At 71.5% G+C, this 23,823-nt stretch carries 27 protein-coding genes; 11 read left to right on the forward strand and 16 right to left on the reverse strand.

From position 1 onward, the window contains the following. Window positions 1-14 precede the first annotated feature (14 nt). The 5 genes from ATC03_RS04350 to ATC03_RS04370 all read right to left on the reverse strand — a co-directional run bounded on the left by ATC03_RS04350 (window position 15) and on the right by ATC03_RS04370 (window position 3,946). On the reverse strand, window positions 15-800 hold the full coding sequence (locus ATC03_RS04350) for an SDR family oxidoreductase (RefSeq protein WP_067873574.1): 786 nt from the start codon (window positions 798-800) through the stop codon (window positions 15-17). A gap of 6 nt (window positions 801-806) precedes the next feature. Further along, a complete protein-coding gene (locus ATC03_RS04355; RefSeq protein ID WP_067873580.1) occupies window positions 807-1,595 on the reverse strand; it encodes an SDR family oxidoreductase in 789 nt (262 codons plus the stop codon). A 122-nt stretch (window positions 1,596-1,717) separates the two neighbouring features. Next, entirely contained in the window at window positions 1,718-2,089 is a 372-nt protein-coding gene (locus ATC03_RS04360; protein WP_067873583.1) for a hypothetical protein, read from the reverse strand. Then, complete coding sequence (locus ATC03_RS04365) at window positions 2,076-2,957, reverse strand: RNA polymerase sigma-70 factor (RefSeq protein ID WP_067873587.1); 882 nt, start codon at window positions 2,955-2,957, stop codon at window positions 2,076-2,078. Before ATC03_RS04365 ends, ATC03_RS04360 begins: the two co-directional genes overlap by 14 nt. 251 nt (window positions 2,958-3,208) lie before the next feature. Continuing rightward, a complete protein-coding gene (locus ATC03_RS04370; RefSeq protein WP_067873590.1) occupies window positions 3,209-3,946 on the reverse strand; it encodes an alpha/beta fold hydrolase in 738 nt (245 codons plus the stop codon). 187 nt (window positions 3,947-4,133) lie between these two features. Here ATC03_RS04370 and ATC03_RS04375 point away from each other — a divergent pair, with 187 nt between their 5' ends. The 5 genes from ATC03_RS04375 (at window position 4,134) to ATC03_RS04395 (ending at window position 8,229) form a co-directional block, all read left to right on the forward strand. Next, on the forward strand, window positions 4,134-5,054 hold the full coding sequence (locus ATC03_RS04375; RefSeq protein ID WP_084003281.1) for an alpha/beta fold hydrolase: 921 nt from the start codon (window positions 4,134-4,136) through the stop codon (window positions 5,052-5,054). A gap of 278 nt (window positions 5,055-5,332) precedes the next feature. Continuing rightward, the gene (locus ATC03_RS04380; RefSeq protein ID WP_084003282.1) at window positions 5,333-5,770 is read left to right on the forward strand and encodes a GNAT family N-acetyltransferase; all 438 of its coding nucleotides are present in this window, start codon (window positions 5,333-5,335) and stop codon (window positions 5,768-5,770) included. A gap of 69 nt (window positions 5,771-5,839) precedes the next feature. Further along, the gene (locus tag ATC03_RS04385) at window positions 5,840-6,364 is read left to right on the forward strand and encodes a DUF6069 family protein (protein ID WP_084003283.1); all 525 of its coding nucleotides are present in this window, start codon (window positions 5,840-5,842) and stop codon (window positions 6,362-6,364) included. Window positions 6,365-6,418: 54 nt separating this feature from the next. Further along, window positions 6,419-7,618 carry a sensor histidine kinase gene (locus ATC03_RS04390; protein ID WP_067873595.1) on the forward strand — a complete coding sequence of 400 codons (1,200 nt, stop codon included), beginning with the start codon at window positions 6,419-6,421 and terminating at the stop codon, window positions 7,616-7,618. After that, window positions 7,615-8,229, forward strand: coding sequence for a response regulator transcription factor (locus tag ATC03_RS04395; RefSeq protein ID WP_067873598.1), 615 nt, complete (start codon window positions 7,615-7,617; stop codon window positions 8,227-8,229). Before ATC03_RS04390 ends, ATC03_RS04395 begins: the two co-directional genes overlap by 4 nt. On the opposite strand, the gene ATC03_RS04400 is transcribed toward ATC03_RS04395, so the two are convergent. The 3 genes from ATC03_RS04400 to ATC03_RS04410 all read right to left on the reverse strand — a co-directional run bounded on the left by ATC03_RS04400 (window position 8,198) and on the right by ATC03_RS04410 (window position 9,712). Continuing rightward, window positions 8,198-8,533, reverse strand: coding sequence for a hypothetical protein (locus ATC03_RS04400; protein ID WP_067873601.1), 336 nt, complete (start codon window positions 8,531-8,533; stop codon window positions 8,198-8,200). The two genes, ATC03_RS04395 and ATC03_RS04400, sit on opposite strands and share 32 nt — an antisense overlap. Then, on the reverse strand, window positions 8,530-9,048 hold the full coding sequence (locus ATC03_RS04405; RefSeq protein WP_067873604.1) for a hypothetical protein: 519 nt from the start codon (window positions 9,046-9,048) through the stop codon (window positions 8,530-8,532). The genes ATC03_RS04400 and ATC03_RS04405 overlap by 4 nt, the downstream gene beginning before the upstream one ends. 91 nt (window positions 9,049-9,139) lie before the next feature. Then, entirely contained in the window at window positions 9,140-9,712 is a 573-nt protein-coding gene (locus ATC03_RS04410) for a DUF1697 domain-containing protein (protein ID WP_067873607.1), read from the reverse strand. A 124-nt stretch (window positions 9,713-9,836) separates the two neighbouring features. Here ATC03_RS04410 and ATC03_RS04415 point away from each other — a divergent pair, with 124 nt between their 5' ends. Next, window positions 9,837-10,742 carry an alpha/beta fold hydrolase gene (locus ATC03_RS04415; protein WP_067881395.1) on the forward strand — a complete coding sequence of 302 codons (906 nt, stop codon included), beginning with the start codon at window positions 9,837-9,839 and terminating at the stop codon, window positions 10,740-10,742. Between the two features lie 96 nt (window positions 10,743-10,838). Continuing rightward, window positions 10,839-11,741 carry a TerC family protein gene (locus tag ATC03_RS04420; RefSeq protein WP_067873610.1) on the forward strand — a complete coding sequence of 301 codons (903 nt, stop codon included), beginning with the start codon at window positions 10,839-10,841 and terminating at the stop codon, window positions 11,739-11,741. A 52-nt stretch (window positions 11,742-11,793) separates the two neighbouring features. Here the strand turns inward: ATC03_RS04420 and ATC03_RS04425 are convergent, their stop codons facing one another. The 5 genes from ATC03_RS04425 to ATC03_RS04445 all read right to left on the reverse strand — a co-directional run bounded on the left by ATC03_RS04425 (window position 11,794) and on the right by ATC03_RS04445 (window position 16,183). Then, a complete protein-coding gene (locus ATC03_RS04425) occupies window positions 11,794-12,450 on the reverse strand; it encodes a CatA-like O-acetyltransferase (RefSeq protein ID WP_067873613.1) in 657 nt (218 codons plus the stop codon). A 79-nt stretch (window positions 12,451-12,529) separates the two neighbouring features. After that, on the reverse strand, window positions 12,530-13,105 hold the full coding sequence (locus ATC03_RS04430; RefSeq protein WP_067873617.1) for a dienelactone hydrolase family protein: 576 nt from the start codon (window positions 13,103-13,105) through the stop codon (window positions 12,530-12,532). A gap of 166 nt (window positions 13,106-13,271) precedes the next feature. After that, window positions 13,272-14,066, reverse strand: coding sequence for a PepSY domain-containing protein (locus ATC03_RS20500; RefSeq protein WP_156997193.1), 795 nt, complete (start codon window positions 14,064-14,066; stop codon window positions 13,272-13,274). A 79-nt stretch (window positions 14,067-14,145) separates the two neighbouring features. After that, a complete protein-coding gene (locus ATC03_RS04440; protein WP_227820232.1) occupies window positions 14,146-15,396 on the reverse strand; it encodes a HAMP domain-containing sensor histidine kinase in 1,251 nt (416 codons plus the stop codon). A gap of 109 nt (window positions 15,397-15,505) precedes the next feature. Beyond that, window positions 15,506-16,183 (reverse strand): response regulator transcription factor, encoded by a 678-nt coding sequence (locus tag ATC03_RS04445; RefSeq protein WP_067881401.1) that lies wholly within the window; start codon window positions 16,181-16,183, stop codon window positions 15,506-15,508. A 221-nt stretch (window positions 16,184-16,404) separates the two neighbouring features. On the opposite strand from ATC03_RS04445, the gene ATC03_RS04450 reads away from it, so the two are divergent. Then, entirely contained in the window at window positions 16,405-17,196 is a 792-nt protein-coding gene (locus ATC03_RS04450) for a bestrophin-like domain (protein WP_067873622.1), read from the forward strand. A 99-nt stretch (window positions 17,197-17,295) separates the two neighbouring features. After that, complete coding sequence (locus ATC03_RS04455) at window positions 17,296-17,646, forward strand: metallopeptidase family protein (protein WP_067873626.1); 351 nt, start codon at window positions 17,296-17,298, stop codon at window positions 17,644-17,646. A 76-nt stretch (window positions 17,647-17,722) separates the two neighbouring features. Here ATC03_RS04455 and ATC03_RS04460 read toward each other — a convergent pair whose 3' ends face one another. Both ATC03_RS04460 and ATC03_RS04465 read right to left on the reverse strand, forming a co-directional pair. Next, window positions 17,723-18,952, reverse strand: a complete 1,230-nt coding sequence (locus ATC03_RS04460; RefSeq protein ID WP_067873629.1) for a serine hydrolase domain-containing protein — start codon at window positions 18,950-18,952, stop codon at window positions 17,723-17,725. Between the two features lie 55 nt (window positions 18,953-19,007). After that, window positions 19,008-19,952 (reverse strand): EamA family transporter, encoded by a 945-nt coding sequence (locus ATC03_RS04465; protein ID WP_067873631.1) that lies wholly within the window; start codon window positions 19,950-19,952, stop codon window positions 19,008-19,010. A 72-nt stretch (window positions 19,953-20,024) separates the two neighbouring features. Between ATC03_RS04465 and ATC03_RS04470 the strand changes: the two genes are divergently transcribed. After that, window positions 20,025-20,987: a LysR family transcriptional regulator gene (locus ATC03_RS04470; RefSeq protein WP_067873633.1), complete on the forward strand. Its 963-nt coding sequence runs from the start codon at window positions 20,025-20,027 to the stop codon at window positions 20,985-20,987. A 115-nt stretch (window positions 20,988-21,102) separates the two neighbouring features. On the opposite strand, the gene ATC03_RS04475 is transcribed toward ATC03_RS04470, so the two are convergent. After that, window positions 21,103-22,335, reverse strand: a complete 1,233-nt coding sequence (locus tag ATC03_RS04475) for a serine hydrolase domain-containing protein (RefSeq protein ID WP_152030866.1) — start codon at window positions 22,333-22,335, stop codon at window positions 21,103-21,105. Window positions 22,336-22,520: 185 nt separating this feature from the next. Here ATC03_RS04475 and ATC03_RS04480 point away from each other — a divergent pair, with 185 nt between their 5' ends. Beyond that, window positions 22,521-23,804, forward strand: a complete 1,284-nt coding sequence (locus ATC03_RS04480) for a serine hydrolase domain-containing protein (RefSeq protein ID WP_084003285.1) — start codon at window positions 22,521-22,523, stop codon at window positions 23,802-23,804. The last annotated feature ends 19 nt before the right edge of the window (window positions 23,805-23,823 follow it).

Genomic DNA, 23,823 nt, shown 5'->3' on the forward strand with positions numbered 1-23,823 from the left:
CTGCGAGGCAGATGCTACGCCGGATGCGCCGTCGCGGGCTCGTACGCCCGACCGCCGGCCGCGAACCAGTCCTCGTACCGCGTCGGGGCGATCGTCGCGTCGGGCCCCGGCAGCAGCTCGCGTTCGTCGAGGTCGGTGCCGAAGTACCGGGCGAGCGGATCGGCGACCACGTCGCGCAGGTCGTTCCGGAGGCGCAACTGGCGACGCACGAGCTCCTCGAGCTGGAACCGCTCGGGCCCCGCGAACTCCACCATCCGGCCGAGCGGGGGAGCGACGGCGGTCGCGGCCACCGCGGCGGCCACGTCGTCGGCCGCCATCGGCTGGAAGAGCGCACGCGAGAGCCTCACGAGGTTGCGGCTCGTGCCCGCATCCGCGATGTTCGCGATGAACTCGAAGAACTGGGTCGCGTGCACGATCGAGTACGGTCGGCCCGACTGCACGACGAGTCGCTCCTGCGCCGCCTTCGCGGCGAAGTAGCCGCCCTCGGTGCGGGCGAGCCGGTCGGTGCCGACGACCGAGAGCGTCACGTGATGGGCGACGCCCGCCGCTGCGCCGTACGTCAGCAGGTTGAGCGTCGATCCGTAGAAGAACTCGTTGGCGGCGGCCTCGTCGAGGTAATCCGAGTTCGAGACGTCGACGAGGGTCTCCGCACCGGCGAGCGCCTCCGCGAGCCCCTCGCCGGTGTACGAGTTCACGCCGGTCGCCCGCGATGCGACGACCACGTCGTGGCCGTCGGCCTCGAGCCGGGTGACGAGGCGCGTGCCGATGAGTCCGGTGCCGCCGATGACCGCGATGCGCATGGCGGGCTACCTCACCGGGGCGGCGCCGGGCGCCGGCACGGCCTGGGCCGCCTGTGCCGCGAGCCACTCCGCGAACGAGGTCGACGAGAGCTGCGCGTCGGCGCTCAGCGGCACGAGCTCGGTGCCCGTGAGCTTCGTGCCGAAGTACAGCGCCTCGGGGTCGCCGATCACGGTGCGCGGGTCGCCCTTGGCGGCGAGGCCCGCGCGCACGAACTCGTCCTGGCCGAGCCGTTCGGGCCCGCCGACCTCGACCGTGCCGTTGACGGGGTCGCCGGCCGCGATGCGGGCGACGGCGACCGAGACATCCGCCGCCGCGATCGGCTGCATGAGGCCCGTGCTGAGCCGTGCGGTGCCATCGACGGTGGCCTCGTCGGCGATGCGCCCGACGAACTCGTAGAACTGCGTCGCCCGCACGATCGAGTACGGCTGGCCGGACGCCTCGATGAGCCGCTCCTGAGCGACCTTCGCGCGCAGGTACCCGCTGTTCGGCAGGCGCTCGGCGCCGACGATCGACAGCGCCACGTGGTGGCCGACCCCGGCCTCGCGCTCGGCGGCGAGCAGCGTGTTCGTCGAGGTGGTGAAGAAGGCGAGCACGTCGTCGTCGGCGAACGACGGCGAGTTCGAGACGTCCACCACCACGTTCGCGCCGGTGAGCGCCTCGGCGACGCCCTCGCCCGTGATGGTGTTGACGCCCGAGTTGGGCGAGGCGGCGATCGCCTCGTGGCCGTGCGCGATGAGCTGCTCGACGACCTTCGAGCCGATGAGGCCCGTGCCTCCGATGACGACGATCTTCATGACTGGTGCCTTCCGTCGTGGCGGCGGTGGATCCGCTGCCGTCACGAGCTTCGACCGGATGGCTCCCGCATCTGTGACACCCCGATCGATGCGACCGGCCGACGCGACCCGCCGGACCGGCCTCAGTCGAGCCCGGGATCTGGCCGGCGCCGGTTCCAGCTCGCGAGCTTGCGGGGAGCGGTCGAGAGCCACAGCAGGTCGATCGCCGGCTCGCCCTGTATGCCGAGCACGCCGACCACCTGGCCGTCGAACCGGCGCATCGCGAGGCCGGCGGCGCCGTTGACGTGCACCGCCATCCACGCGGCATCCGGATGTCGCAGCACGAGGTCGTGCAATTCGCGGGCGACCAGGGCCCGCCCGCGCAGTTCGCCGCCCCGGTCGTCTCCCGAGTCGACGACGAGGCGCACGTCGCGGCTCAGCACGCTCGCCAGCGCGACGTCGTTCGAGTGTTCGAGCGCGTCGAGCAGGCGGGCGGCCGGATCACGAGGCGGCACGGGAGGCCACGGCCCCGAGCTTGTGCGGGTTCATCATCCAGAGCACCTGGTCGATGCCCTCGGCGCCGACGACGAGGGTGATCACGGCGAACGTCGTGCCGTCCTTCGAGAGCAGTACCGACGGCTGGCCGTTCGTGTCGGCCTCGGCGATCGAGACACCCTCCCAGAAGTGCGTGTGGAACGCGCGCACGAACTTCGCGACCCGCTCGCGACCCACGACCGGGAACTTCGACGCGCGCACGACGCCGCCTCCGTCGGTGTACGACACGACGTCTTCGGCGAAGAGCCGTTCGAGCTCGTCGAGGTCGCCGGTCTTCGCCGCGGTCAGGAACGCGGTGAGCAGCCGTCGCTGCTCGGTCGCCGTCGCCTCGCGCCGCCGCTCGCCGGCGAGGTGCTTTCGAGCGCGACTCACGAGTTGCCGCGCGGCGGGCTCCGAGACCTGCACGATCTCGCAGATCTGGTCGTAGGGGTAGGCGAACGCCTCGCGCAGCACGTAGGCGGCGCGCTCGGTCGGGGTGAGCCGCTCGAGCATCACGAGCACGGCGAAGCCCAGCGCCTCGGCCCGCTCGGCGCCGAGCGTCGGGTCGGCGCTCGTGTCGACGGGCTCGGGCAGCCACGGGCCGACGTACGTCTCGCGGCGGGCGCGCGCCGATTGCAGCGCGTTGATCGCGAGCCGGGTCGTCGTCGTCGCCAGGAACGCCGGCGCGTTCTCGACGGCGGAGCGGTCGGTGCCCTGCCACCGGATCCAGGCATCCTGCACGATGTCCTCGGCCTCGCCGGCGCTGCCGAGCATGCGGTACGCGATGCCGAAGAGCCGTCCGCGCACCGCCTCGAAGGCGGCGAGTGCATCGTCGAGGTTCGCATCCATGTCGTGTCCCGTCGGTCGGCGGAGGGGACCGCAGCCGTCCCCTTGCAGCTACGACCGCGCAGCAACCCGAGTTGTGACGACCTCCGCGAAATCTCCGCGACCTTCGCATGCTATGCCGGTTGCCGCGGGCAGCGCGAGCGATTCGGGCAGGCGTTCGCATCGGGCGAGCGGATGCCGCGGGCGGGCGGGGTGCGATGCTGCGCCCGTCCGCGGCATCCGTTCGACGCCGATGCGACTGCGGCCGAGGCTGCCTACGCGGCCGCCCGACGGTCGACGACGTGGGCGACGGCGGCGAGGATCGTGGCGGCGACGGCCTCGGGCTGCGAGACGCTCACGGCGTGCGAGGCGCCGGCGATCTCGTTGGTGCCGAGCGAGGCGGCGCGCTCGGCGCCCGCTCGCAGCACCGCGGCGGGGATGTTGCGGTCCTCCGCGCCGAACACGTGCCACGAGGGCCGGTCGGTCCAGCCGGGGGCCTCGGCCTGCACGGCGTCCTTCAACGCGGCCTCGGTCACGGGGCGCTGGGTCGCGCCCATGAGGCCGGCGACCTGCGCGGGGACGTCGGCGGCGAACTGGTCGCGGAACACCGAGCGGCGGATGACGAGCTCGACGCCGCCGGTCGAGATCGGGTGCGCGTCGAGCGCCTCGCCGAGCGTGGACCCGGGCGCGCTCGCCGAGAGCGAGAAGGCACTGTCGCCCTGCTCGGGCACGAACGCGGAGGCGTAGACGAGTGCGGCGACCTGCTCGTTGCCGGCGGATGCCTCGCTGATCACGAGTCCGCCGTACGAGTGGCCGACGAGCACGACGGGCCCGTCGATCGACGCGATGACGTCGCGCACGTATGCGGCGTCGCCCGCGAGGCTTCGCAGCGGGTTCGCGACGGCGACCGAGGTGACCCCTTGGGCGTAGAGGCGTTCGATGACGCCGTTCCAGCTGGCGGATTCGGCGAACGCCCCGTGCACGAGCACGACGGTCGGCTTCTGATCTGACATGGCGGTTTCCCTTCTCGAATCGTCGACCGCGGAATGCGGGGCGATGTCAGCTCAGACCGGGTCGGGGTTGCCGCTGTGACACTCGACGCAGGCAGCGCCTTCGTCGACCGGTCGTCACATCCGCGGGTCGGGCTCGGTCGAGGCTCGTGACGGGCTCGCAACGCGCCCGGTTCGAGAGGAGCACCCCATGAACGCGATTCCGCGGCTGCAGCCGCTCCGGCACGTCGAGACGAGCCGCCTCGACGTCGCCTACTTCGAGGCCGGTCCGGCCGACGGGGAGCCCATCGTGCTGCTGCACGGGTTCCCGTACGACATCCACAGCTACGTCGAGGTCGCACCGATGCTGGCCGCGGAGGGCTTCCGGGTGATCGTGCCCTCCCTGCGCGGCCATGGGGAGACGCGATTCCTGCGTTCATCAGAGCCGCGCACCGGGCAGCAGACCGCCCTCGGGCAGGACGTGATCGAGCTCATGGACGCGCTCGCGATTCCGCGGGCGATCCTCGCGGGCTACGACTGGGGCGGCCGCGCGGCCTGCGTGGTCGCCGCGCTGCAGCCCGAGCGGGTCACGGCGCTGGTGGCCGTCAACGGGTACCTCATCCAGGACATCGCCGCGTCGATGCATCCGCTCGCACCGGAGCTCGAGGCCGGGTTCTGGTACTTCTTCTACTTCCTCACCGAGCGGGGCCGGCTCGGGCTGACCCGGGATCCGCGCGGCATCGCCGAGGTGATCTGGCGCCGCAACTCGCCCGACTGGGACTTCGGCGACGCCGAGTTCGATCGAGCGGCATCGGCGTTCGACAACCCCGATTTCGTCGAGGTCGTGATCCACTCGTACCGGCATCGGCTCGCCCACGTCGACGGGGCGCCCGAGTACTCGCGACTCGAGGCGCAACTGGCGCACCTGCCGTCGATCGGGGTGCCGACGGTCACGCTCGACGGACTCGCCGACGGCAACTTCCCCGCGCGCGACGCGACTGCGGCCGGTGTCCGATTCGTCGGCCCCCACGAGCATCGGCTCGTTCCTCACGCGGGGCACAACCTCCCGCAGGAGGCGCCGCGCGCGTTCGCCGACGCGGTGCGCCGGGCTGCGGACCTCGCGGGCGGCTGAGGACTGCCGCAGCAGCGCGAAATTCAGGAGATCCGGCCATCGAGGTGCCCTGAGAGCGGTGGAACGGCGAATCTCCTGAATTTCTGACACCGCGCCGGCGAACGCGGATGTCACAGCCGCGGCATCCGCTCGGTCATGACTGTTGACAGGTTCGGTCGAGTCGTGAGAGAAGAGCGGGAGTACCGGGTTTCAGGCGGCCCCTCCCCGGGTTGCGCCAAGCAGACCACGGCTGGTCCCACCCGCCACCGAACCTGGCACGCGATCGAAGGAGATGGGCAATGAGCGCAGGAGACGGATTCACGCCGGTCGAGTACCCCGACGCGGCCGGATATCCCGACGGTACGGGCTTCCTCGACGAGGGCACCGCAGCGCTCGTCGACGAGGTGACCGCCGCCGAGGTGCGCGAGGTCGACCGCCCATCGGCCGACTCCGACGTCGAGATCGCCGTGCACCGCCTGGCCGACGAGCAGAAGTACTCGGCCACGATCGAGGGCGCCGAGGTGGCGAGCATCCGCTACGTCGAGACCGACGACGAGGTCGACGTGCTCGCGACGAGTGTCGTGCCCGAGTTCCGCGGCCGGGGCATCGCGGCCGACCTGATCGCCGACGCGCTCGACGACATCCGCACCCGTGACCAGCGCCTCGTGGTGCACTGCGCGGTCGTCGCCGCGTTCCTCGAGGGCAACCCGCAGTACGCGGACCTGCTCGGCGGGTGACATTCGTCATGCCGAGGTCGTGACATCCGACCCTGCCGGACCGTTCGTGCGGTTCCTAACGTCGAGGACATGAACGACGAGACGATCCAGAACGGTGCTCCGACGACCGGAGTGACGGCGACGACGGGGGCTTCGGCAACGAAGGGAATGACGCCGGCCGGCCCTCCTGAACGCTCCGGGGTATCAGGCCGCGCACGGCGTCGGCTCGAGCGGGCCGCCGTCCTCCTCGTTGCGGCCGTGCTGCCGCTGCTTATCTGGGCGGTCGCGGTGCCGATCGCCGGTCTCGACCTGACCGTGGGCACCGGCCCGACGGCGCAGGTCGTCTCACCGTCATCGATCGTGGTCGCCGTGCTGGTCGCCGGGTGCTGCGCGTGGGGCGTGCTGGCGCTGCTCGAGCGGTTCTCGCGCCGCAGCGGCCGCACGTTCGCGATCATCGGGTGGACGGTGCTCGCGGTCTCGCTGCTCGGCCCCCTGCTGTCGGCCGTGAGCGGGGTCGTGCTCGTGGTGCTCCTCGCGATGCACCTCGCGACCGGCGCGGCGCTGGTGCTCGGCCTGCCGCGAGCGGCCCGACGCCTCGATCCGGCGGTGTCGTAGATTGGCGACGGGACCGAACCCGACCGCAGCGACGACCTCGGGACGAGTGAGACGATGACGACGATCGACGACCTTCAGCACACCGCGCGGCATCCGGCGACGACCTGGCTCGCCTACCGGCCGGGTCCGTGGCTCGCGCTCGTCGCCGCACCCGTGCTGCTGATCGCGCCGCTCGTGGCGGCGATCATGGCCGGCGACTGGGCGAGGATCGCGTACGTGCTCCTGCTCGGCGGCGTCTTCGGCGCCGCGGTGTCGCTGCCGTTCGGGTCGCGTCGCCGCCCGACGGCCGTGACCGAGGCCGTGTTCGTCGCGCTGCTGCTGCTCTGCAGCGGATACCTCGTGCTCTGGCGCACCGAGCAGGCATTGCTGTTCCCGCTGCTCGCGGTCGCCGCGTCGCTCGCGATCCGGCGCCGCTGGGCCATGCCCATGGTCGGCGCGATCGCCGTGAGCGGTGCCCTGGCCGTCGGCATGGCGACGTGGTCGCTCGAGGCCGCGGTGCTCGTGGGATTCGCCGCGTTCGCCGGCGGCGCGGGCAACTTCCTCGTGCAGTACTACGTCGCCCTCGCCCGCGAACTCGATCGCACGAGGGAGCGGCTCGCCGTCGCCGCCGTCGCCGAGGAGCGGCTGCGGTTCTCGCGCGACCTGCACGACCTGCTCGGGCATTCGCTGTCGGTCATCGCCGTGAAGTCCGAGGCGGCCCGGCGCCTCATTCCGCGGGATCCGGATGCCGCGTCCACCCATGTCGGCGAGGTCGAGGCGATCGCACGCGAGGCGCTCGGCGAGGTGCGCTCGGTCGTCGCAGGCTCCCGCACGGTGAGCCTCGGCGTGGAGCTCGCGAACGCGCGTGCTGCGCTCGAGGACGCCGGCGTCGCGACCTCCGTCACGGCACCGGCCGTCGCGCTGCCGCTCAGCGTCGACGCGGTGCTCGGCTGGGTCGTGCGCGAGGGCGCGACGAACGTGCTGCGGCACTCGGCGGCACGCCTCTGCTCGATCGAGGTCGTCGTGAGCGCGGAGCGGGTGCGCGTCATGGTCGCCGACGACGGCGCTGGAACCCCGCCGGCCGCATCTGCGGGCGCGGGCGGGTCCGCTCCGGGGTCGAGCCGTGGCGGTAGCGGACTCGACGGTCTCCGCGAACGCGTCGAGGCGGTCGGCGGCGCGCTGACGGTGGAGGATCGGGCGTCGGGCGGCTCGGGATTCCGCCTCACCGCCGAGATCCCGCTCGGCGCCGACCGCACGCGCGAGGCAGGCCGATGAGCGACCCGACCACGATCCTCATCGCCGAGGATCAGCGCATGATGCGCTCGGCGCTGACCACCCTGCTCGACCTCGAGCACGACCTCACCGTCGTCGGCGGCGTCGAGCGCGGCGACGAGGTCGTGGCCGCGGCCGAGCGCCTGCGACCCGACGTCGTGCTCCTCGACATCGAACTGCCGGGCCGCAACGGGCTCGACGTGATCGCGCCGCTGCTGGCGGCGGTGCCCGAGTGCGTGGTCATCGTCGTGACGACGTTCGGCCGGCCCGGGTACCTCGGCCGCGCGCTCGCCGCGGGTGCGCGCGGCTTCCTCGTGAAGGACGACCCGGTCGAGCAGCTGGCCGCCGCGATCCGGCGGGTGCGATCCGGGGAGCGCGTCGTCGACCCGAAGCTCGCCGCCGAGGCGCTCGGCACCAGCGACTCGCCGCTCACCGAACGGGAGGCCGACGTGCTGCGCGCCTCCGCGGCGGGCGCGACCGCGCGCGACATCGCCGTGCAGCTCTCGCTGTCGCCGAGCACGGTGCGCAACTACCTCTCGAACGCGATCGGCAAGCTCGGCGCACGCAACCGCCTCGAGGCGCTCACCTTCGCCCGGGAGCGCGGCTGGCTGTGACGTCGGCCCGCATGCGTCCGGGCCCGAACGGCAGCATCGGGGCGCGGTACACGAGGGCGGGCGGATGCCGCGGCTCGAGCGCGAACTCGGCGCGGCCGTAGCGCCACATCCGGTTGAAGAGGAACACGCCGATGACGGCCGTCTCGTCGGCGGGAACCTGCCAGGTGCCGTGTCCCCACTGCACGGGCTGGCCGCGCCCGCCGATCACGAGCGTCGGCCTGACGCCCCAGTGCAGCGCGAACCACGGCTTGCGCAGGGTCAACTCGATGCGGCGCGTGGCGCTCGCCGCGGCATCCGGGGTCACTCCGTTCCGGTCTGCATCGGCGTCACGTCGATGTCGATGCTGCCGAAGGTGAAGTCCGGGTAGGGGAACGGCCGGACGCCGTCCCAGGCGCTCACGTCGATCGAAAGGAACGACACGAGCGCGAGAGCGGCCCAGGCAAGCGTGACCGCGACGATCACGATCGCCGCCCGGTCGAGCGTGCGGAACGCGGCGACCTCGGAGTCGGCGCTGCGCAGCACGCGACTGATCGCGATGAGCACGATCACGACGATGACGGCGTAGACGATCGGGCTCGGTCGCAACGTGAGGTTGACGCACATGGGCACGACGTCGGTCGCGGCGCCGTTCGCATCGACGAAGCCGCCGTCGCCGGAAACCCCGCCGGGGCACCCGCCCTTGCCCGCGGTGCCCAGCACGCCGTAGAGGATCGCCGTGGCGCCCGCCGCGTACAGCAGACGCCGGATGCGGCGGATGACGGGAGCGCCCGGCAGCGTCGAGACCGCGTCGGCGGGCGGGCGTTCGAGGGTCTCGGGCATCGGGTCTCCGCTCGTGGGCGTCGTCGCGTAGGGGCTGCATGCATCGTGTCAGGCGATCGGATCGGGGGCAAGCGACGCCGTGGCCGTTCGTTCAGGCGCTGTCGAGCAGCTCGAGCAGCCGTGTGACGGTCTTCCAACTGCGCACGGTCATCTGCTTGAAGACCGGCATCGCCATGAGCTTCTGGATGCGGGTCTTCGTCGCCTTCGCCTTGACTCGCGAGAAGTAGAGCGCCCCCGGGCCGGGGGCGATCGCATCGACGCCCTGACGCAGCTCGGGCATCTCGGCGAGCACGGCCTCGGCCGTGAGGGGCGCCTTGAGGAAGAAGACGTCGCTGCGCAGCAGCTCCGATCCGTGGTCGGCGGGAGCCTGCTCGATGGTGGCGGCGAACTCGTCGCGCGAGCGCACGAGCGTCGGGATCTCGAACCCGAACCGTTTTTCCAGCGCCTGTTCGATGGCGGACTCGAGCTTCGTGTCGGCGGCCCGCTTCGCCACGCTCGCGGTGAACAGCACGTTGCCGCTCTGCAGGTGCGTCCGCACGTCGGCGAACCCGCCGCCGTCGACGCCGACGTGCTCGAAGCAGTCGACGAGATCCGGCATGGCGACCGGATTGCGCCCGCCCACGTTGATGCCGCGCAGCAGCGCCACGTACGAGGTCGAGGTCATGGCGGCGAGCCTGCCACGCGGCGCGGGCGACCGCCACCGGCATCCGTCACCGGGCCCCGCATGGGTCCACCCGTGGCGGTTCCTCCCGCAGCCGAGCATCATGGGCACGGACGGAGGGGGTCGCATGGGATCGACGGATGCCTCGCGGCGGGCGCTGCCCGTCGCGCGCCCGGACGGCGCGGTCATCGCGGCCGAGGTGATCGGCGATGCGCGTCATCCGCTCGTGCTGCTCGTGGCCGGCGCCGAATCGTCGATGGACTGGTGGCGACCGGAGTTCTGCGACCTGCTCGTGCAGGGCGGGCGGTGCGTGGTGCGTTTCGACCAGCGCGGCACGGGGGAGACGACGCTCGGCCCGCCGCCGCGGACCGACGGGCTCCACGTCGCCCTCGGCGACGCGATCGCCGTGCTCGATGCTGCGGGCGCCGTAGCCGACGCCGCCGACGGAGTCGGCGACGGCTCACCGCCGCATGCCGCGCACTGGGTCGGCTTCTCGGCCGGCGGGTGGGTGGCCCAACTTGCGGCACTCGACCACCCCGACCGGGTGCTCGCGCTCACGTTGATCGAGACGAGTCCGACGATGTTCGAGGCGGACCCCGACCTGCCGGGCGCGACCGACCGCATGCAGCAGGCGTGGGCGGACTCGGTGCCCGAGCCCGACTGGGGCGACCCAGAATCGGTGATCGAGTACCACGTCGTCGTCGATCGCGACTATGCGGGCGACGACTTCGACGAGGCGCACGACCGTGCGATCTGGGCCGACACCGTGCGACGCTCGCCTGGCATGCATCGCGATGAGGGCGAGGCGGAGATCGTCGACCACGGCGTCCGTTGGCGCGAGCGGCTCGGCGGGCTCCGCGTGCCGACGACGGTCGTGCACGGCACGGCCGACCCGGTGTTCCCGCTCGGCAACGGGCAGGCGCTGGCACGGGACATCCCCGGGGCGCGGCTCGTCACGATCCGGGGCGGCGGACACGACCTGCCCCCGTCGACCTGGGATGCGGTGGTCGGCGTGATCGCGGGCACGGCCTGAGGGTCGCGGCTACGTGGCGATCCGCCACCCACCGACATTCCACGTGCCCGACGACGGAGGCCAGCGGCATCCGCTCATCGCACCTAACATGGGCGGGTGGACTTCTCCTTCGCCTTCACACCCGACCTGATCGCGGTGTTCGTGACGCTGTTCGTGCTCGAGATCGTGCTCGGCGTCGACAACGTGATCTTCATCTCGATCCTCGCGTCGAAGCTGCCGAAGGAGCAGCAGGCCAAGGCCCGCAACCTCGGCCTCACGCTCGCGATGGTGATCCGCGTGATCCTGGTGTTCTTCGCCGGGTGGATCATCACGCTGAAGGAGGACATCTTCGAGCTCTGGGGCATGGGCTTCTCGGTCAAGGATCTGATCCTCATCGCCGGTGGTCTCTTCCTCGTCTACAAGGCCGTCACCGAGATTCATCACAAGCTCGAGGGCGCCGAAGACGAGCACGGCGCCGCGCCGAAGCGCATCACCTTCGGGTCGGTGCTCATCCAGATCCTGCTGCTCGACATCGTGTTCTCGCTCGACTCGGTGATCACGGCCGTCGGCATGACCGAGAATCTCGTGGTCATCGTCACCGTCGTCGTGCTCTCGTTCGGCATCATGCTGTTCGCGTCGCGCTTCATCTTCACGTTCGTGAACAACCACCCGACCGTGAAGATGCTCGCCCTGTCGTTCCTGCTGCTGATCGGCGTGTTCCTCATCGCCGAGGGCTTCGGCGTGCACATCGACAAGGCGCTCATCTACGCGCCGATGGCGTTCGCCATCCTCGTCGAGGCGCTGAACCTGCTCGCCTCGTCGCGCAAGGCCAAGCGAGAGGAGCGCCGCCGCCAGCCCGTGCAGCTGCGACCGCAGTACCCCGACGTCGACGAGTCGGTCGCGGTCACGGCCGCGCTCTCGACGGGCGAGGGCCGCGGGGCGGTCGGGCTGTCGAGCCGTCCGGTCGAGGGTGAGCCCAGCGGGTCGGATGCCGCGGAGGGCCGATCCGGGCTCGGCTGAACCGTTCGGCAGCCCTGGGCCGACGCCCGCACGGCTCAGCGTCGGGCGGAGGTCACGCGTCCACCCAGCGCGGATCGGCGACGAGCTCCTCGAGCTCGCGCACGAGCCTGGACGTGTGGAACCCGTCGGCCGCCGCGTGGTGGATCTGCACCGCGAGCGGCAGCAGCGTGCGGCCGTCGCGCTCGACGTAGCGCCCGAGCGTGAAGATCGGCAGCAGGTGGTTCGTGCCGCCGTCGATGGCGAGCGTGAACCCGGTGAAGCTCGTCCACGGCAGGCTCGAGATGTCGAAGACATCGGCCGGCAGCTCGCCCTGCGGGAACATCGAGGTCGCGCTCGCGGCATCGGCCAGCACCTCGGCGGCAGCCTCGTGGAACCTCGCGAAGTCTGGTTCGTACGGCGTCCAGACGGCGGCGAACGTCTCGCGCTCGGCGTTGAACACTGTGAACGCGGGGTGCACGACCGGCCAGACGGCGGGCTCACCGTCTGCCGTCTCGGCCATGCGGAACTCGCGGTGGCGGTTCACGACGGTCGCGATCGCCCAGATCTGCGCGACGTAGGTCTTGCGCGACGATCGGGCCAGGGCCGCAGCGAACGCCGTCACGTCGAGCTCCACCGTGATCGCGTACGTGCACGGCACGCTGCGGCGGTAGTGCTCGAACGCCTCGCGCCGGTTCCAGGTGGCGAGGTCGATGGCGTCAGGACGGGTCATCCGCCCATCGTGGCAGGTACCGCCGACGGCCGGTCGGCGGGCGACGGGCGTCGGTCGGCGGTCGACCCGCCTTGCGCGCTCAGCCGACGCGGTCGAGGAACCCGAGCACGCGCTCCATCAGCAACCGGGTCGCCGCCGCGTCGTAGCTCGGCAGGCTGGAATCGGCGAAGTAGTGCTGGTCGCCGGGGTACAGGAAGAGCTCGGCGTCGTCGGCCTCCGCGACGAGGGCGCGGGCCGCGTCGACGTCGCCCTCGTCCATGAAGAACGGGTCGGCATCCGCGCCGTGGATCTGCACGGGCAGCCCGCTCGGCCAGGCTCCGAACTCCTCGGGCGGCAGGCACGAGTAGAAGAAGAGGGCGCCCGTCGCACCGGCGCGGGTCTGGGCGAGCAGTTGCGCGGGCACCACGCCGAGCGAGAAGCCCGCGTACACGAGCCCGGTCGGCAGCGCCTCGGCCGCACGACGGCCGCGGTCCATGATCTCGTCCCAACCGACGGACTTGGCGTACGCGACACCCTCGTCGATCGAGCCGAACGTCCGCCCCTCGAAGAGGTCTGGCGTGTGCACGGTGTGGCCGGCGTCGCGCAGTCCGTCGGCGAAGACCTCGATGCCCTCGGTGAGTCCGAGTGCGTGGTGGAAGAGCAGGATCTCTGACATCGCGATTCCGTCCGTCGAGTGAATGCAAGCTGTGAACCCACCGGACGATACCGGGGTCGGGGCGGTGGCGTCGACCGGTTGACGCGTTCGTGATCCGAGCGAGCGGATGCCGCGGGCGGGCGCGGCACCGTCGGTTCACGCAGATCGGTGCCGCGCCCGTCGGGGTTCAGTCCTCGGTGTCCGTGGCGACCACCGCGAAGTCCGCGTCGAGCGCGAGGTCGATGGTGCGGCCGTCCTGCGTGAGCACCGAGACGTCGTACGGCGAGGTCGTGTCGTCATCGGCCTCGAGGTCGACGATCCGGCCGTCGACCTCGCTCAGCGCCGCCGTCACGAGCGCCTGCAGTGCGCCGGCGTCGAGAACGCCCTGCGGTGCCGCTTCGGCGGCGTCGTCGGCGTCGGCGGGCTCGGTCGAGACGACGGTCGCCGTGCCGTCGGACGCCACGCGCACCTCGGTCTCGTCGCCCGACGCGCTGCGGAGCTCGACCTTCCAGCTGCCGTCGGATTCGGCGTCGATGCTCACGACCGTGCCGTCCGCCACGGCGGCCGCTGCGTCGGCGATGCCGGTGAGCTCGTCCGACGAGGTGCTGCCGAGGTCGGCCGATCTCGCCGAGCCGGTGTCGGTGCGGTCGCTGTCATCGTCGCGCTCGTCGTGGCCGGCCGGTTCGGCCGACTCGCCGGCAGTCGCATCGCCGCGGTCGTCCCCGAATTCGTCGGCGACCGCCGCGCCGACCGCGACGCCACCGCCGGCCAGGAGCAGGGCGGCGAGCACCGAGCCGCCCGTGATGAGCAGCGTGCGCTTGCGCGTGGAGCGGGGCGCCGCGGCATCCGACGTCGTGATGGGTTCGTTCGGGGTGACGCGTTCGCTCGGCGTGGTCGGCTCGTTCGCGGTGCTGGCGGTGCTCGCGGTGCTCGCGGTGCTCGGGGTGTTCGGCTCGTTCGGGGTGTTCGTCGTTTCGTTCATGACCCGATGGTGTCGAACGGGCGCTGAAGCGATGCTGAAGCTTGCTGAAGGGCCGTTCAGGTGATGCTGGCCGACGGGTTCAGAGTGCCGCGGGCAGGCGCACGATGAATCGCGCGCCGCCGAGCGGCGCGTCTTCGATCAGCACGTCGCCGCCCGTGGCGCGCGCGACGCCCAGCACGATGGCGAGGCCGAGCCCGCTGCCGCCGGCATCGCGATCGCGGGCGTCGTCGAGGCGCACGAAGCGGTCGAACACGCGCTCGCGCTGGCTCTCGGGAATGCCGGCGCCGTCGTCGTCGACCACGAGCACAGCCGACCCGTCGCGCTCGGAGAGGCCGATCGCGACGCGGCCGCGGGCGTGCCGCGCGGCGTTGTCGGCCAGGTTCCGCACGAGGCGTCCGAGCAGCTGGGGGTCTCCGTGCACGCGGGCCGGGCCGACTCCCGAGACGTCGACCGCGATGCCGGCCGCACGGAGCCGGGACCCCTCGGCGAGCGCGAGGTCGTCGAGGTCGACCGGCTCATCGCCGGTGGGCGCACCCTCGTCGAGTCGCGCCAGCAGCAGCAGCGAGTCGACGAGGGCCTGCAGGCGCCGCCCCTCGTCGAGTGCGACATCCGACAGTTCGTGCAGCGAGGTGACCTCGGGGTGCGCCTGCGCGAGCTCGGCGTGCTGGCGGATCGTCGCGAGCGGTGACCTGAGCTCGTGCGACGCATCGGACACGAAGCGGCGCTGCGCGCTCGCCGATGCGTCGAGTCGCCCGAGCATCGCGTTCATGGTCTCGGCGAGGGCGGCGATCTCGTCGCCCGATGCCGGAACGGGTACGCGTCGATCGAGGCGGTCGGCCGTGATGTCGTCGACCTCGGCCGTGATGCGGGCGACCGGCCGGAGGGCTCGCCCCATGACGACCCAGGTGAGCGCGGCGACGAGCAGCACCACGAGCGGAACCGACACGGCGAGCAGCATCGACACGGTGCCGAGGGTCTCGAGGTCGTCCTCCACCGGCACGGCGAGCACGAGGGTTCCGTCGTCGTCGACGCCCTCGGCGAGCACGAGTACGGGGTCGCCGTCGACCGTTGAGACCTGCGACTCGTCGCCGAACGGCAGGGGGTCGTCGGGGGCGTCCTCGGACGCGGCGACGACCTCGCCGCTCGCCGACAGCAGCTGGACGATCTCGTCGTCGGCGGCCTCGACGGCCGACGAACCCTGCGTTCGGATCTCGCCCGCGAGCAGTTCGAGGCGCGTCTCGCCGGCGCGTGCGGCCGTGTCGAGCACGGTGCCGCGCAGGACGACCGAGAACGCCACGGCGCCGATCAGCATCACGACCGCGATGACCACCGTCGCTCCGGCCGTCGCCCGTGCCCGCACCGATCGGAATCGCGACGGGCGACGGCGAGTGCGCTGCGCGTGCGGCGGCTGTGTTGCCGGTCGGGCCCGCGCCTCGCGCTCAGCCACCGTCGGCCGCCAGCCGGTAACCGGAGCCGCGCACGGTCTCGATGGCCTCGCGTCCGAACGGGCGATCGAGTTTGCGTCGCAGGTGCCCGACGTACACCTCGACGATGTTCGGGTCGCCTTCGAAGTCGTCGTCCCAGACGCCCGCGATGAGGTCGCGCTTGGAGAGCACCTGCCCGCGGTGGCGCATGAGGTGTTCGAGCACCGAGAACTCCCGAGCCGTCAGCGAGACCTGCTCGTCGCCCCGCCAGACGCGACGACTGCTCGGGTCGAGGCGCAGGTCGCCGGCCTCGAGCACGACCGGGCGTTCGACGCCGCCGCGCCGGATCAGCGCGCGCAGGCGGGCCACGAGCACCGCGAACGAGAAGGGCTTCGTGACGTAGTCGTCGGCGCCCGTCTCGAGGGCCTCGACCTGATCCCACTCGCCGTCCTTCGCCGTGAGCATCATGACCGGCGTCCAGTTCTCTTCGGCGCGCAACGCCTCGCAGACCTTCCACCCGCTCATGCCGGGCATCATCAGGTCGAGCACGATGGCGTCGTACCGGGTCTCGCGCGCACGCCAGAGGCCGTCGATGCCGGTGTGCGCGACGTCGACGGCGAACCCCTCGGCCTCGAGACCGCGCCGAACGCCGTCGGCGAGGCGCACCTCGTCGTCGACCACCAGGATTCGCATCTCCGCCATTCTCGTCGCCGTTGCTGAAGCGGGGCTGAAGCGGCGCCGGAGCCGTGCACTCGCCGCCTGCGCAAGCAGCGGGTGACCGTCCGAGGGCGCCTCTAGGTGGCTCGCTGAGCATTCTCGATCGGGGGATGGCGGGCGAGCGGGCGACATCCGTAGTCTGAGCGACAACGACGGGCGTGGTGGCGCCCGTCCTTCGCGGGGGCGGGGGAGCGAGCATGAACTGGTTCTACGACACGAGCGTGTGGATCTCGCTCCCGCTGTTCGTGGGCGGGTTCGTGGCGGTCTCGTGCCTGATCGTCGTCGGACTGCGGCCGGTCGTGCAGCGGTACGTCACCGACTTCAAGGAATGGGATCGCGCGCTCGCGCACGTCATCGGCACGTTCGGGGTCTTCTTCGGCATCCTGCTCGCGCTCGTCGCGGTCTCGGTCTACGAGAACTTCGCCGACACTCGAAAGGCGACCATCGAGGAGGCCGCGGATGCCGGCGCGCTCTACCGCGCGACCACGGGCCTGCCCGACGGACTGGACGGGGCCATGCAACGGGTGCTCGACGAGTACATGCACACGGTCATCGAGGCCGACTTCCCAGACCAGGCGCAAGGGATCCTGCCCGACGCGAGCGACGCGCAGATCGACGAGTTCGAGCGGCTCCTGCACGAGGTCGAGGCCGACACCCGCGGCGATCAGGCGGAGTTCCAGCAGGCGCTCGCCACGTTCGACGACCTCATCGAATCGCGGCGAGCCCGGATCGACGCCACCGCCCTCGCGCTTCCACCGCTCTTCTGGCTCGTCATCTGGGTCGGAGCGGCCGTCAACGCCGTGCTCATCGCGTTCATCCATTTCGGGAACCCCCGACTGCACCTGGTCATGGCGGGCCTGCTCGCGCTCTTCGTCGGCCTCGTCATCTTCGTGACGGCGGACATGGACCACCCGTACGCCGGGGCGATCTCGATCGGGCCGGGGGCGTACGAACGCGTGCTCGAGCAGATCATCGATCCACGGCGGTAGTCGGCGCTCGCGGCGGGCGGCGGGCGGCGTCCTCGGCGCTCTCCGGGCAATTGCTGCTGAGTCGGCCGGGGAGCCGACAGACGGGCGCAGAATGAGCACATGGTCGAGATCTCGGACGACGACTTCGAGCGCATGGTCGCCGACGAGTTCGACGCGCTGCCCGACGACATGGTGCGCGGCGTCGAGAACGTCGCGATCCTCATCGCGAACCAGCCGATCGGCGAGCGTCCGCGACTGTTCGGCCTCTACAGCGGGCGCCCGTTGAAGACGCGCGGCGTCTACGGCTACGGCGAACTGCCCGACCGCATCACGCTGTTCAAGAACAACATGCAGGAGCACAGCGCCGATCTCGACGCCCTGCGCTCCCGCGTGCGCATCACGCTCGTGCACGAGATCGGCCACTACTTCGGGCTCGACGACGCGAGGCTCGGCGAGCTCGGCTGGGCGTAGCGCGCGACATCCGCTCGCCCGGGTCGTCGCGCAGCTCGGCGACCGATGACCGGCAAGGCCGCGCGCTCGCCGCCGGCTATTCGGTCTCGCAGGAGTCGATCGACGTCGGGGCCACCGAGGTCGGGAGCACCGTGACCAGCGGCCGCAGTACGTCGCCGAACGCCTCGCCCGTACCGCCGTCGCCGTTGCCGATGAGGGCAAGCACCGCCTTCGAGCCCTCGAAGTACTGCACGTGGGCGCCGTAGCCGGGCTCGGCGCCGCTGTGGTTGACGTCGAGCACGCATCCGGAGTCGGGGTCGACGTGCACGTTCACCGCGAGTCCGTACTCGTACCCCGCGCCGATGCTGCCGGGGGCGCGGTCCTCGAGGCGTGCGGTGCGCATCTCGGGCGTGAGCCCGTACCCCTCGCCCAGCGCGATGCCCCAGGTGTGCAGGTCGTCGATGGTCGAGAGCATGGCGCCTGCAGCCCAGGCCTCGTGGTTGGTCCAGTCGGTGGTGTCGGTGGGCTGCGGGTACTGCGGGCAGAACTCCGAGTAGCCGCGGTTGAACGGCTCGGCCAGCACGGCGTCGGGGGCGAAGCGGCTGCGAGTCATGCCGAGCGGCTTCAGCAGGTGCTCGTCGATCAGCGCGGCCAGGTCGGTGCCGGTGGTGCGCTCCAGGATGCGTCCGAGGATGAAGGTGTTGTAGCCCGAGTAGGTCATGCCCTCGCCAGGGGCGTACGGCTCGCGCGGGGTCGCCGCGCCGATCGCGATCATCTCGTCCGGCGTGATCGTCGAATGCGGATCGGCGCAGATCCGGTCGAGTTGCGTCTGCCCTGGCGGACCGATGCCGCTCGACATGTTCATGAGCATGCGCAGGGTGATCGCGTTCGACTCGGGAACCTCGGGGTACCAGCGATCGATCGTGTCGTCGAGGGTGAGGCCCGCCGTCCCGTCGCCGATGACCTGCAGCGCGACCTGGCCGACGATGGTCTTGGTGACGCTGCCGATCTTCGACTGGTTCGCCCGATCCATGGGCTCGTTCGAGTCGAGATCCGAGACGCCGCGCGTGGCCACCCACTCCTCGTGACCGGGAATCCACAGCCCGACGGTGACGCCGGGCATCCCGGATGCCGCGAAGCCCTCGTCGAGGGCCGCCTCGAGTTGCCCGAGCAACTCCGGGTCGAGGGGCGTGGCGGATGCCGCGGGCGAGCTCGTCGCGGCATCCGAACCACCGCGCGGGGCCGTGCCGAGGCATCCGCTCAGCAGGGTGACGGCGACGGCCGCGATGACCGCGCCGGCGAACACCGACCACCTCGGATTGCCCATGACCTGCCCCCACCCGCGACACTATCCGCCGGCACCGGGCGGGCCTCGCCCCACTTCAGGGGGCGCGGCGAGCGGGGCCGGGCACGATGTCGGCCCTTGGAGCGGATTGCGGGGATGCCGGGGGCTTCGCCCGCGGCCCGGGAGCGTTCGCCACGAACACGCCGGCCACGAGCACCAGTCCGCCGGCCGTCTCCCAGACGTTCGGAACCTGGCCGAGCAGCAGGGCGGCGGAGGCCATCGCCACGACGGGTGCGAGCAGCACCCACGGCACGACCGACGCCGAGCGGTTGCGGGCGAGCAGGGCGTTGAAGATCGCGTAGCCGACGAGCGTGCAGAGGCCGGCGGTGTAGAGGGTCGAGAGGATCGGACGCCAGCCGAATGCCGCGATGCCGGCGGCGATGGCATCAGGCCCCTCGAAGAGCATCGACAGGCCCAACGCGGGCAGCGGCACGACGAGCGACGACCACACCGTGAGTGACAGTGCACCGAGGCGCTTCGCGGGCGCGACCGGGCCGGCCCGCCGGGAGATGACGTTGCCGATCGCCCACGAGAGGGCGGCGAGCAGGCAGAGCACGACGGCGAGGGCCGGTGCGTCGCCGCCGCGACCGAGGGCCACGATGCCGAGCCCGACGGTGCCGACCAGCACGCCGATCGCCTGCATGCGGGTCGGTCGTTCACGCAGGGCGAGCGCCGCGACCACGATCGTCAGCACGACCTGCGCCTGCAGCAGCAGGGCCGCGACGCCCGGCTGCAGGCCGAGCGCGATCGACGTGTACAGCAGCGCGAACTGGCCGAGGCTCATGAACAGCCCGACGCCGACGACGGTCTTCCAGCCCGCGAGCGGGCGGGGCACGACGATCACGGCGAGCGCGACGAGCGCGAAGCGCACGGCGACGAAGAAGAGCGGCGGGATGCCCTCCATGCCCCACGAGATCACCACGAAGTTGAAGCCCCAGAGTGAGGCCACGGCGGCGGCCAGCAGCATGTCGCGTCTCGTCATGCCTCTACGTTCGCCCGCGGCATCCGGAAACACCAGCGATCATTTCAGGCGGTGATTCGGTAGCATCGCTGCATGATCGATCTCGAAGCGGTGGTCGCGCTGCGTGCGGTGGCGACGAGGGGCAGTGTCGCCGCCGCGGCCGACGCGCTCGGATTCACGCCCTCGGCGGTCTCGCAGCAGATCAAGCGCCTCGAGCGGAGCACCCGTGTCGCGCTCCTCGAGCGGGCGGGCCGCGGCGTCGTGCTGACCGACGCCGGCCGCCACCTCGTCACGTCGTCGGCGAACGTGCTCGCCGACCTCGAGCGCATCGAGGCCGACCTGCACCTCACGGGGCGCGCGGGCGCCGCGGGCGCCGGCTCCGACAGCGGCACGGCCGTGCGCCGTGTCACCGGCGAGGTACGCGTCGGCGCGTTCTCGACCGCGGTGCGCGGCCTGCTCGTCGACGTGCTGCCGGGCCTGCGTGCCGAGCACCCCGACTTGCGCGTGCCCCTGCGCGAGAGCGAACCGTGGGAGACGGTCGCGCTCGTGGCGTCCGGTCAGCGCGATCTCGGCATCGTGCACCGCTGGGGCGGCGTGGCCCTCTCGATGCCCGAGCACCTGGTCGAGACGCCCCTGTTCACTGATGTCGCCGACGTCGTGCTGCGCCGGGATCACCCGCTCGCGCTCGCCGGAGCCGCCGAGCTCGCCCCGGCCGACCTGGCCGGCGAGGACTGGATCGCGACCTTCGACTCGACGATCTGCCGTCAGTGGTTGCGCCGGCTGTTCGACGGCGTCTCGAACGCACCGCGCGTCGTGCACGAGTCGATGGAGTTCGAGAACCACCTCGAGCTCGTGCGCGCGGGCCTCGGCGTCGCGCTCGTGCCGCGCATGGGCCGGCCTCCGCTGCACGCGGATCTCGTGGCGATCCCGACCGCGCGCCCGGCCTCGACCCGTGACATCTCGGCCGTGCACCGCCGCAGCCAGGCCGACTCGCCGGCGCTGCAGGCCGTGCTCGACGCGGTGCGGGCGGCGGCGGCAGGTCGCGTCATCCGCTGAGGGAAGGAAGAGGCGGAATCGATATGCCAGTTCCGCCTCACCGATGAGGCGCAACTGGTACATCGTCACCGCGCGGTGCCGCCGTGGTCGAGGTCGTTGCGCATGATCGGCGCGCTCACCCCCAGGGCGCGGCGCAGGCCTCGGTCGGCGTCGGGTACAGCACAGGGCCGAGCAGCGGCGCCAGCGCCTTCGTGATCTCCGACGCCGCGTCGCCGGTGCCGCCGTCGCCGTTGCCGAGCATCGCGAGCACGGCACCGGTCATCGGGTAGTACGCGAAGTTCGTGCCGTACCCGGGCTCGGCGCCGGCGTGGGAGACGATCAGCACGCAGTCGGTCGCGGTGTCGTACACGACGCCCGCGCCGAGCCCGTACGCGGACCCGGTCTCCTCGGAGATGATCGCGCGGTCGGCGTATCGGGCGACCTGCAGGTCGGGGGTCACGCCGGCGCCCTGGCCGAGCGCTTCACCCCATGCGTGCAGGTCGTCGAGGGTCGAGACCATGGCGCCGCCGGCCCAGCTCTCGCCGTTCGACCACTCCACGGTGTCGACCGTCTCGCCGAGATCGGGGCAGAACCCGGAGTATCCGTGGGTCAGCGGGGCGGTGACCTCGCCGTCGGGCGCGAAGCGGCTGCGGTCCATGCCGAACGGCTCGGTGATGCGGTCGTGGATGAGCGTCGCCAGGTCGGCGCCCGTGACCTGCTCGAGGATCCCGCCGAGCAGGAAGTAGTTGCCGTTCGCGTACTCGAATCCGTCACCCGGCGCGAAGTCGGCGCGTGGGGTCGCCGCGCTGATCGCGATGAGCTGATCGGGTGCGGGGATCGCGTGCGGGTCGGCGCAGATGCGGTCGACCTGGGCTCGACCGGCCTCGCCGACGCCGCTCGAGTGGTTCAGCAGCATCCGCACCGTGATGTTCGACGCCTCGGGGAAGTCGGGGTACCAGCGGTCGAGGGTGTCGTCGAGGCCGACGTCGAACTCGCCCTCGCCGATGACCTGCAGCATCACGGTTCCGACGATGGTCTTGGTGATGCTGCCGATCTTCTGCTGGTTCTCGCGGCTCATCGGCTCCTCGGTCTCGACGTCGGCCACGCCCCGCGCCGAGACCCATTCGTCCTCACCCGGAACCCACACCCCGACGATGACCCCGGGCATGCCGGATGCCGCGAAGCCCTCGTCGAGCGCCGTCTCGAGTTGCGTGCGCAACGCGGTGTCGAGGAGCGGGGCGGATGTCGCGGGCGGGCTCGTGGCGGCATCCGATGCCGTCGTGGCGGCGCACCCGCCGAGCGCGAGGGCCGTGCCGACGGTGACTGCTGCGGCCGCGATGGCTGCGACCGTTCGCCTGGAGTTCTGCATGATCAGCCTCTCGGCATCGTGCACGACGCAGTTCGAGAGCCCCTGCTCCCAATCGCGACCCTAGTCCCGTGGCGTGCGCCGGCGCTGTGCAGGGGCGCGCCCCAGTTCAGGGGACGAACGGCCCCCTGCGCTGCGCCCTCCCCTAGAGTGAGGGCGCAGCCCGGTCTTGATCGAATGGGGACGACATGCCGAGCACCATCCGCACCGCCTTCGTGAGCCTTGCCCTCGGGGGGCTCGTCGTCGCCGGATTCGCCGGCTGCGCCGGTCCTTCGAGTGACGTGTCGCCTTCCGAGACCGCCGCGGCCGAGACATCGGACGGTCGTCCCGTCGTCGTCGAAGACGGCCTCGGGGCGGAACTCGGCGAGGAACTCGCGGCTGCCGCAACCGAGGCCTTCGCCGGCGTCAGTTCGCCGGGCGCCGTCATCGGCGTGCGAACGCCAGAGGGCACGTGGGCCGCGACGGTCGGCTTCGAGGACTGGGAGAAGACCGTTCCGATGACCGCCGATGTCAACCATCGCGTGGGCAGCGTCACCAAGACGTTCACCGTCACGGCGCTCATCCAGCTGGCAGAGCAGGGCGCCCTCTCGCTCGACGACCCGATCGAGCAGTACATTCCGGGCATGCCGAACGGCGACGCGACGCTCTACGAACTCGGTGCCATGCGCAGCGGCATCCCGTCGTACACGTTCAACCAGTCGTTCGAGGACAAGCTGTTCAGCGACCCGAACTACGTGTGGACGCCTGACGAGCTCGTCGGTCTCGTGCGCGGCGAGGAGCCGATGTTCGCGCCGGGCACCATGACCTTCTACTCGAACACCAACACCGTGCTGCTCGGCATGGTCATCGAGCAGGTCACGGGCAAGCCCATCGAAGACGTGCTGCAGGAGCAGATCTTCGGGCCGGTCGGCCTCGACGGCACGATCTTCCCGACGGATGCCTCGTTCCCCGAGCCGCACGCGCAGGGGTACACGCTGCAGGGCGTCGACGACGGCGTTCCAGTCGAGACCACCGACTGGAACCCGTCATGGGGCTGGACGGCCGGCTCGGTCATCTCGGACCTCGACGACCTGCTCACCTGGAGCGAGACGCTGGCCACCGGCGACGGCATCCTCGCGCCCGAGTGGCAGCAGCAGCGCATCGACTCGTTCGACTTCTCCATTCCCGTCTACACGGGTGAAGGCACCTCGGCGCCGCAGACCGAGGCTCGCGCCTACGGCCTCGGCATGGGACTGGCGCTCGGCTGGTACGGCCACGACGGCACGATGCCCGGCTTCAACACCGTGCTGCAGCACCACCTCGAGTCGGGCACCACGCTCATCGTCATGGCCAACAGCGACATCAAGTCGGGGGAGTGCCCAGAGGGCACCGCAACCGTCGCCGGCGGTCGCACCACCGGCGCGTGTGCCGACCCGGCGGTCTTCATCGGCAACGCGCTCGCCGAGGTCGTGGGGCACCCGAACGTCCGGTAGCGACCCGCTGACCCCTGCA

It is taken from the genome of Agromyces aureus (assembly GCF_001660485.1).
Taxonomy (GTDB): Bacteria; Actinomycetota; Actinomycetes; order Actinomycetales; family Microbacteriaceae; genus Agromyces; species Agromyces aureus.

Excerpts from the sequence above, each read along its gene's own strand:
- ATC03_RS04350 (WP_067873574.1), bottom strand. The coding sequence starts at position 800 with ATGCGCATCGCGGTCATCGGCGGCACCGGACTCATCGGCACGCGCCTC.
- ATC03_RS04355 (WP_067873580.1), bottom strand. The coding sequence starts at position 1,595 with ATGAAGATCGTCGTCATCGGAGGCACGGGCCTCATCGGCTCGAAGGTC.
- ATC03_RS04365 (WP_067873587.1), bottom strand. The coding sequence starts at position 2,957 with ATGGATGCGAACCTCGACGATGCACTCGCCGCCTTCGAGGCGGTGCGC.
- ATC03_RS04370 (WP_067873590.1), bottom strand. The coding sequence starts at position 3,946 with ATGTCAGATCAGAAGCCGACCGTCGTGCTCGTGCACGGGGCGTTCGCC.
- ATC03_RS04375 (WP_084003281.1), top strand. The coding sequence starts at position 4,134 with ATGAACGCGATTCCGCGGCTGCAGCCGCTCCGGCACGTCGAGACGAGC.
- ATC03_RS04380 (WP_084003282.1), top strand. The coding sequence starts at position 5,333 with ATGAGCGCAGGAGACGGATTCACGCCGGTCGAGTACCCCGACGCGGCC.
- ATC03_RS04385 (WP_084003283.1), top strand. The coding sequence starts at position 5,840 with ATGAACGACGAGACGATCCAGAACGGTGCTCCGACGACCGGAGTGACG.
- ATC03_RS04390 (WP_067873595.1), top strand. The coding sequence starts at position 6,419 with ATGACGACGATCGACGACCTTCAGCACACCGCGCGGCATCCGGCGACG.
- ATC03_RS04395 (WP_067873598.1), top strand. The coding sequence starts at position 7,615 with ATGAGCGACCCGACCACGATCCTCATCGCCGAGGATCAGCGCATGATG.
- ATC03_RS04405 (WP_067873604.1), bottom strand. The coding sequence starts at position 9,048 with ATGCCCGAGACCCTCGAACGCCCGCCCGCCGACGCGGTCTCGACGCTG.
- ATC03_RS04410 (WP_067873607.1), bottom strand. The coding sequence starts at position 9,712 with ATGACCTCGACCTCGTACGTGGCGCTGCTGCGCGGCATCAACGTGGGC.
- ATC03_RS04415 (WP_067881395.1), top strand. The coding sequence starts at position 9,837 with ATGGGATCGACGGATGCCTCGCGGCGGGCGCTGCCCGTCGCGCGCCCG.
- ATC03_RS04425 (WP_067873613.1), bottom strand. The coding sequence starts at position 12,450 with ATGACCCGTCCTGACGCCATCGACCTCGCCACCTGGAACCGGCGCGAG.
- ATC03_RS04430 (WP_067873617.1), bottom strand. The coding sequence starts at position 13,105 with ATGTCAGAGATCCTGCTCTTCCACCACGCACTCGGACTCACCGAGGGC.
- ATC03_RS20500 (WP_156997193.1), bottom strand. The coding sequence starts at position 14,066 with ATGAACGAAACGACGAACACCCCGAACGAGCCGAACACCCCGAGCACC.
- ATC03_RS04445 (WP_067881401.1), bottom strand. The coding sequence starts at position 16,183 with ATGCGAATCCTGGTGGTCGACGACGAGGTGCGCCTCGCCGACGGCGTT.
- ATC03_RS04450 (WP_067873622.1), top strand. The coding sequence starts at position 16,405 with ATGAACTGGTTCTACGACACGAGCGTGTGGATCTCGCTCCCGCTGTTC.
- ATC03_RS04455 (WP_067873626.1), top strand. The coding sequence starts at position 17,296 with ATGGTCGAGATCTCGGACGACGACTTCGAGCGCATGGTCGCCGACGAG.
- ATC03_RS04460 (WP_067873629.1), bottom strand. The coding sequence starts at position 18,952 with ATGGGCAATCCGAGGTGGTCGGTGTTCGCCGGCGCGGTCATCGCGGCC.
- ATC03_RS04465 (WP_067873631.1), bottom strand. The coding sequence starts at position 19,952 with ATGACGAGACGCGACATGCTGCTGGCCGCCGCCGTGGCCTCACTCTGG.
- ATC03_RS04470 (WP_067873633.1), top strand. The coding sequence starts at position 20,025 with ATGATCGATCTCGAAGCGGTGGTCGCGCTGCGTGCGGTGGCGACGAGG.
- ATC03_RS04475 (WP_152030866.1), bottom strand. The coding sequence starts at position 22,335 with ATGCAGAACTCCAGGCGAACGGTCGCAGCCATCGCGGCCGCAGCAGTC.
- ATC03_RS04480 (WP_084003285.1), top strand. The coding sequence starts at position 22,521 with ATGCCGAGCACCATCCGCACCGCCTTCGTGAGCCTTGCCCTCGGGGGG.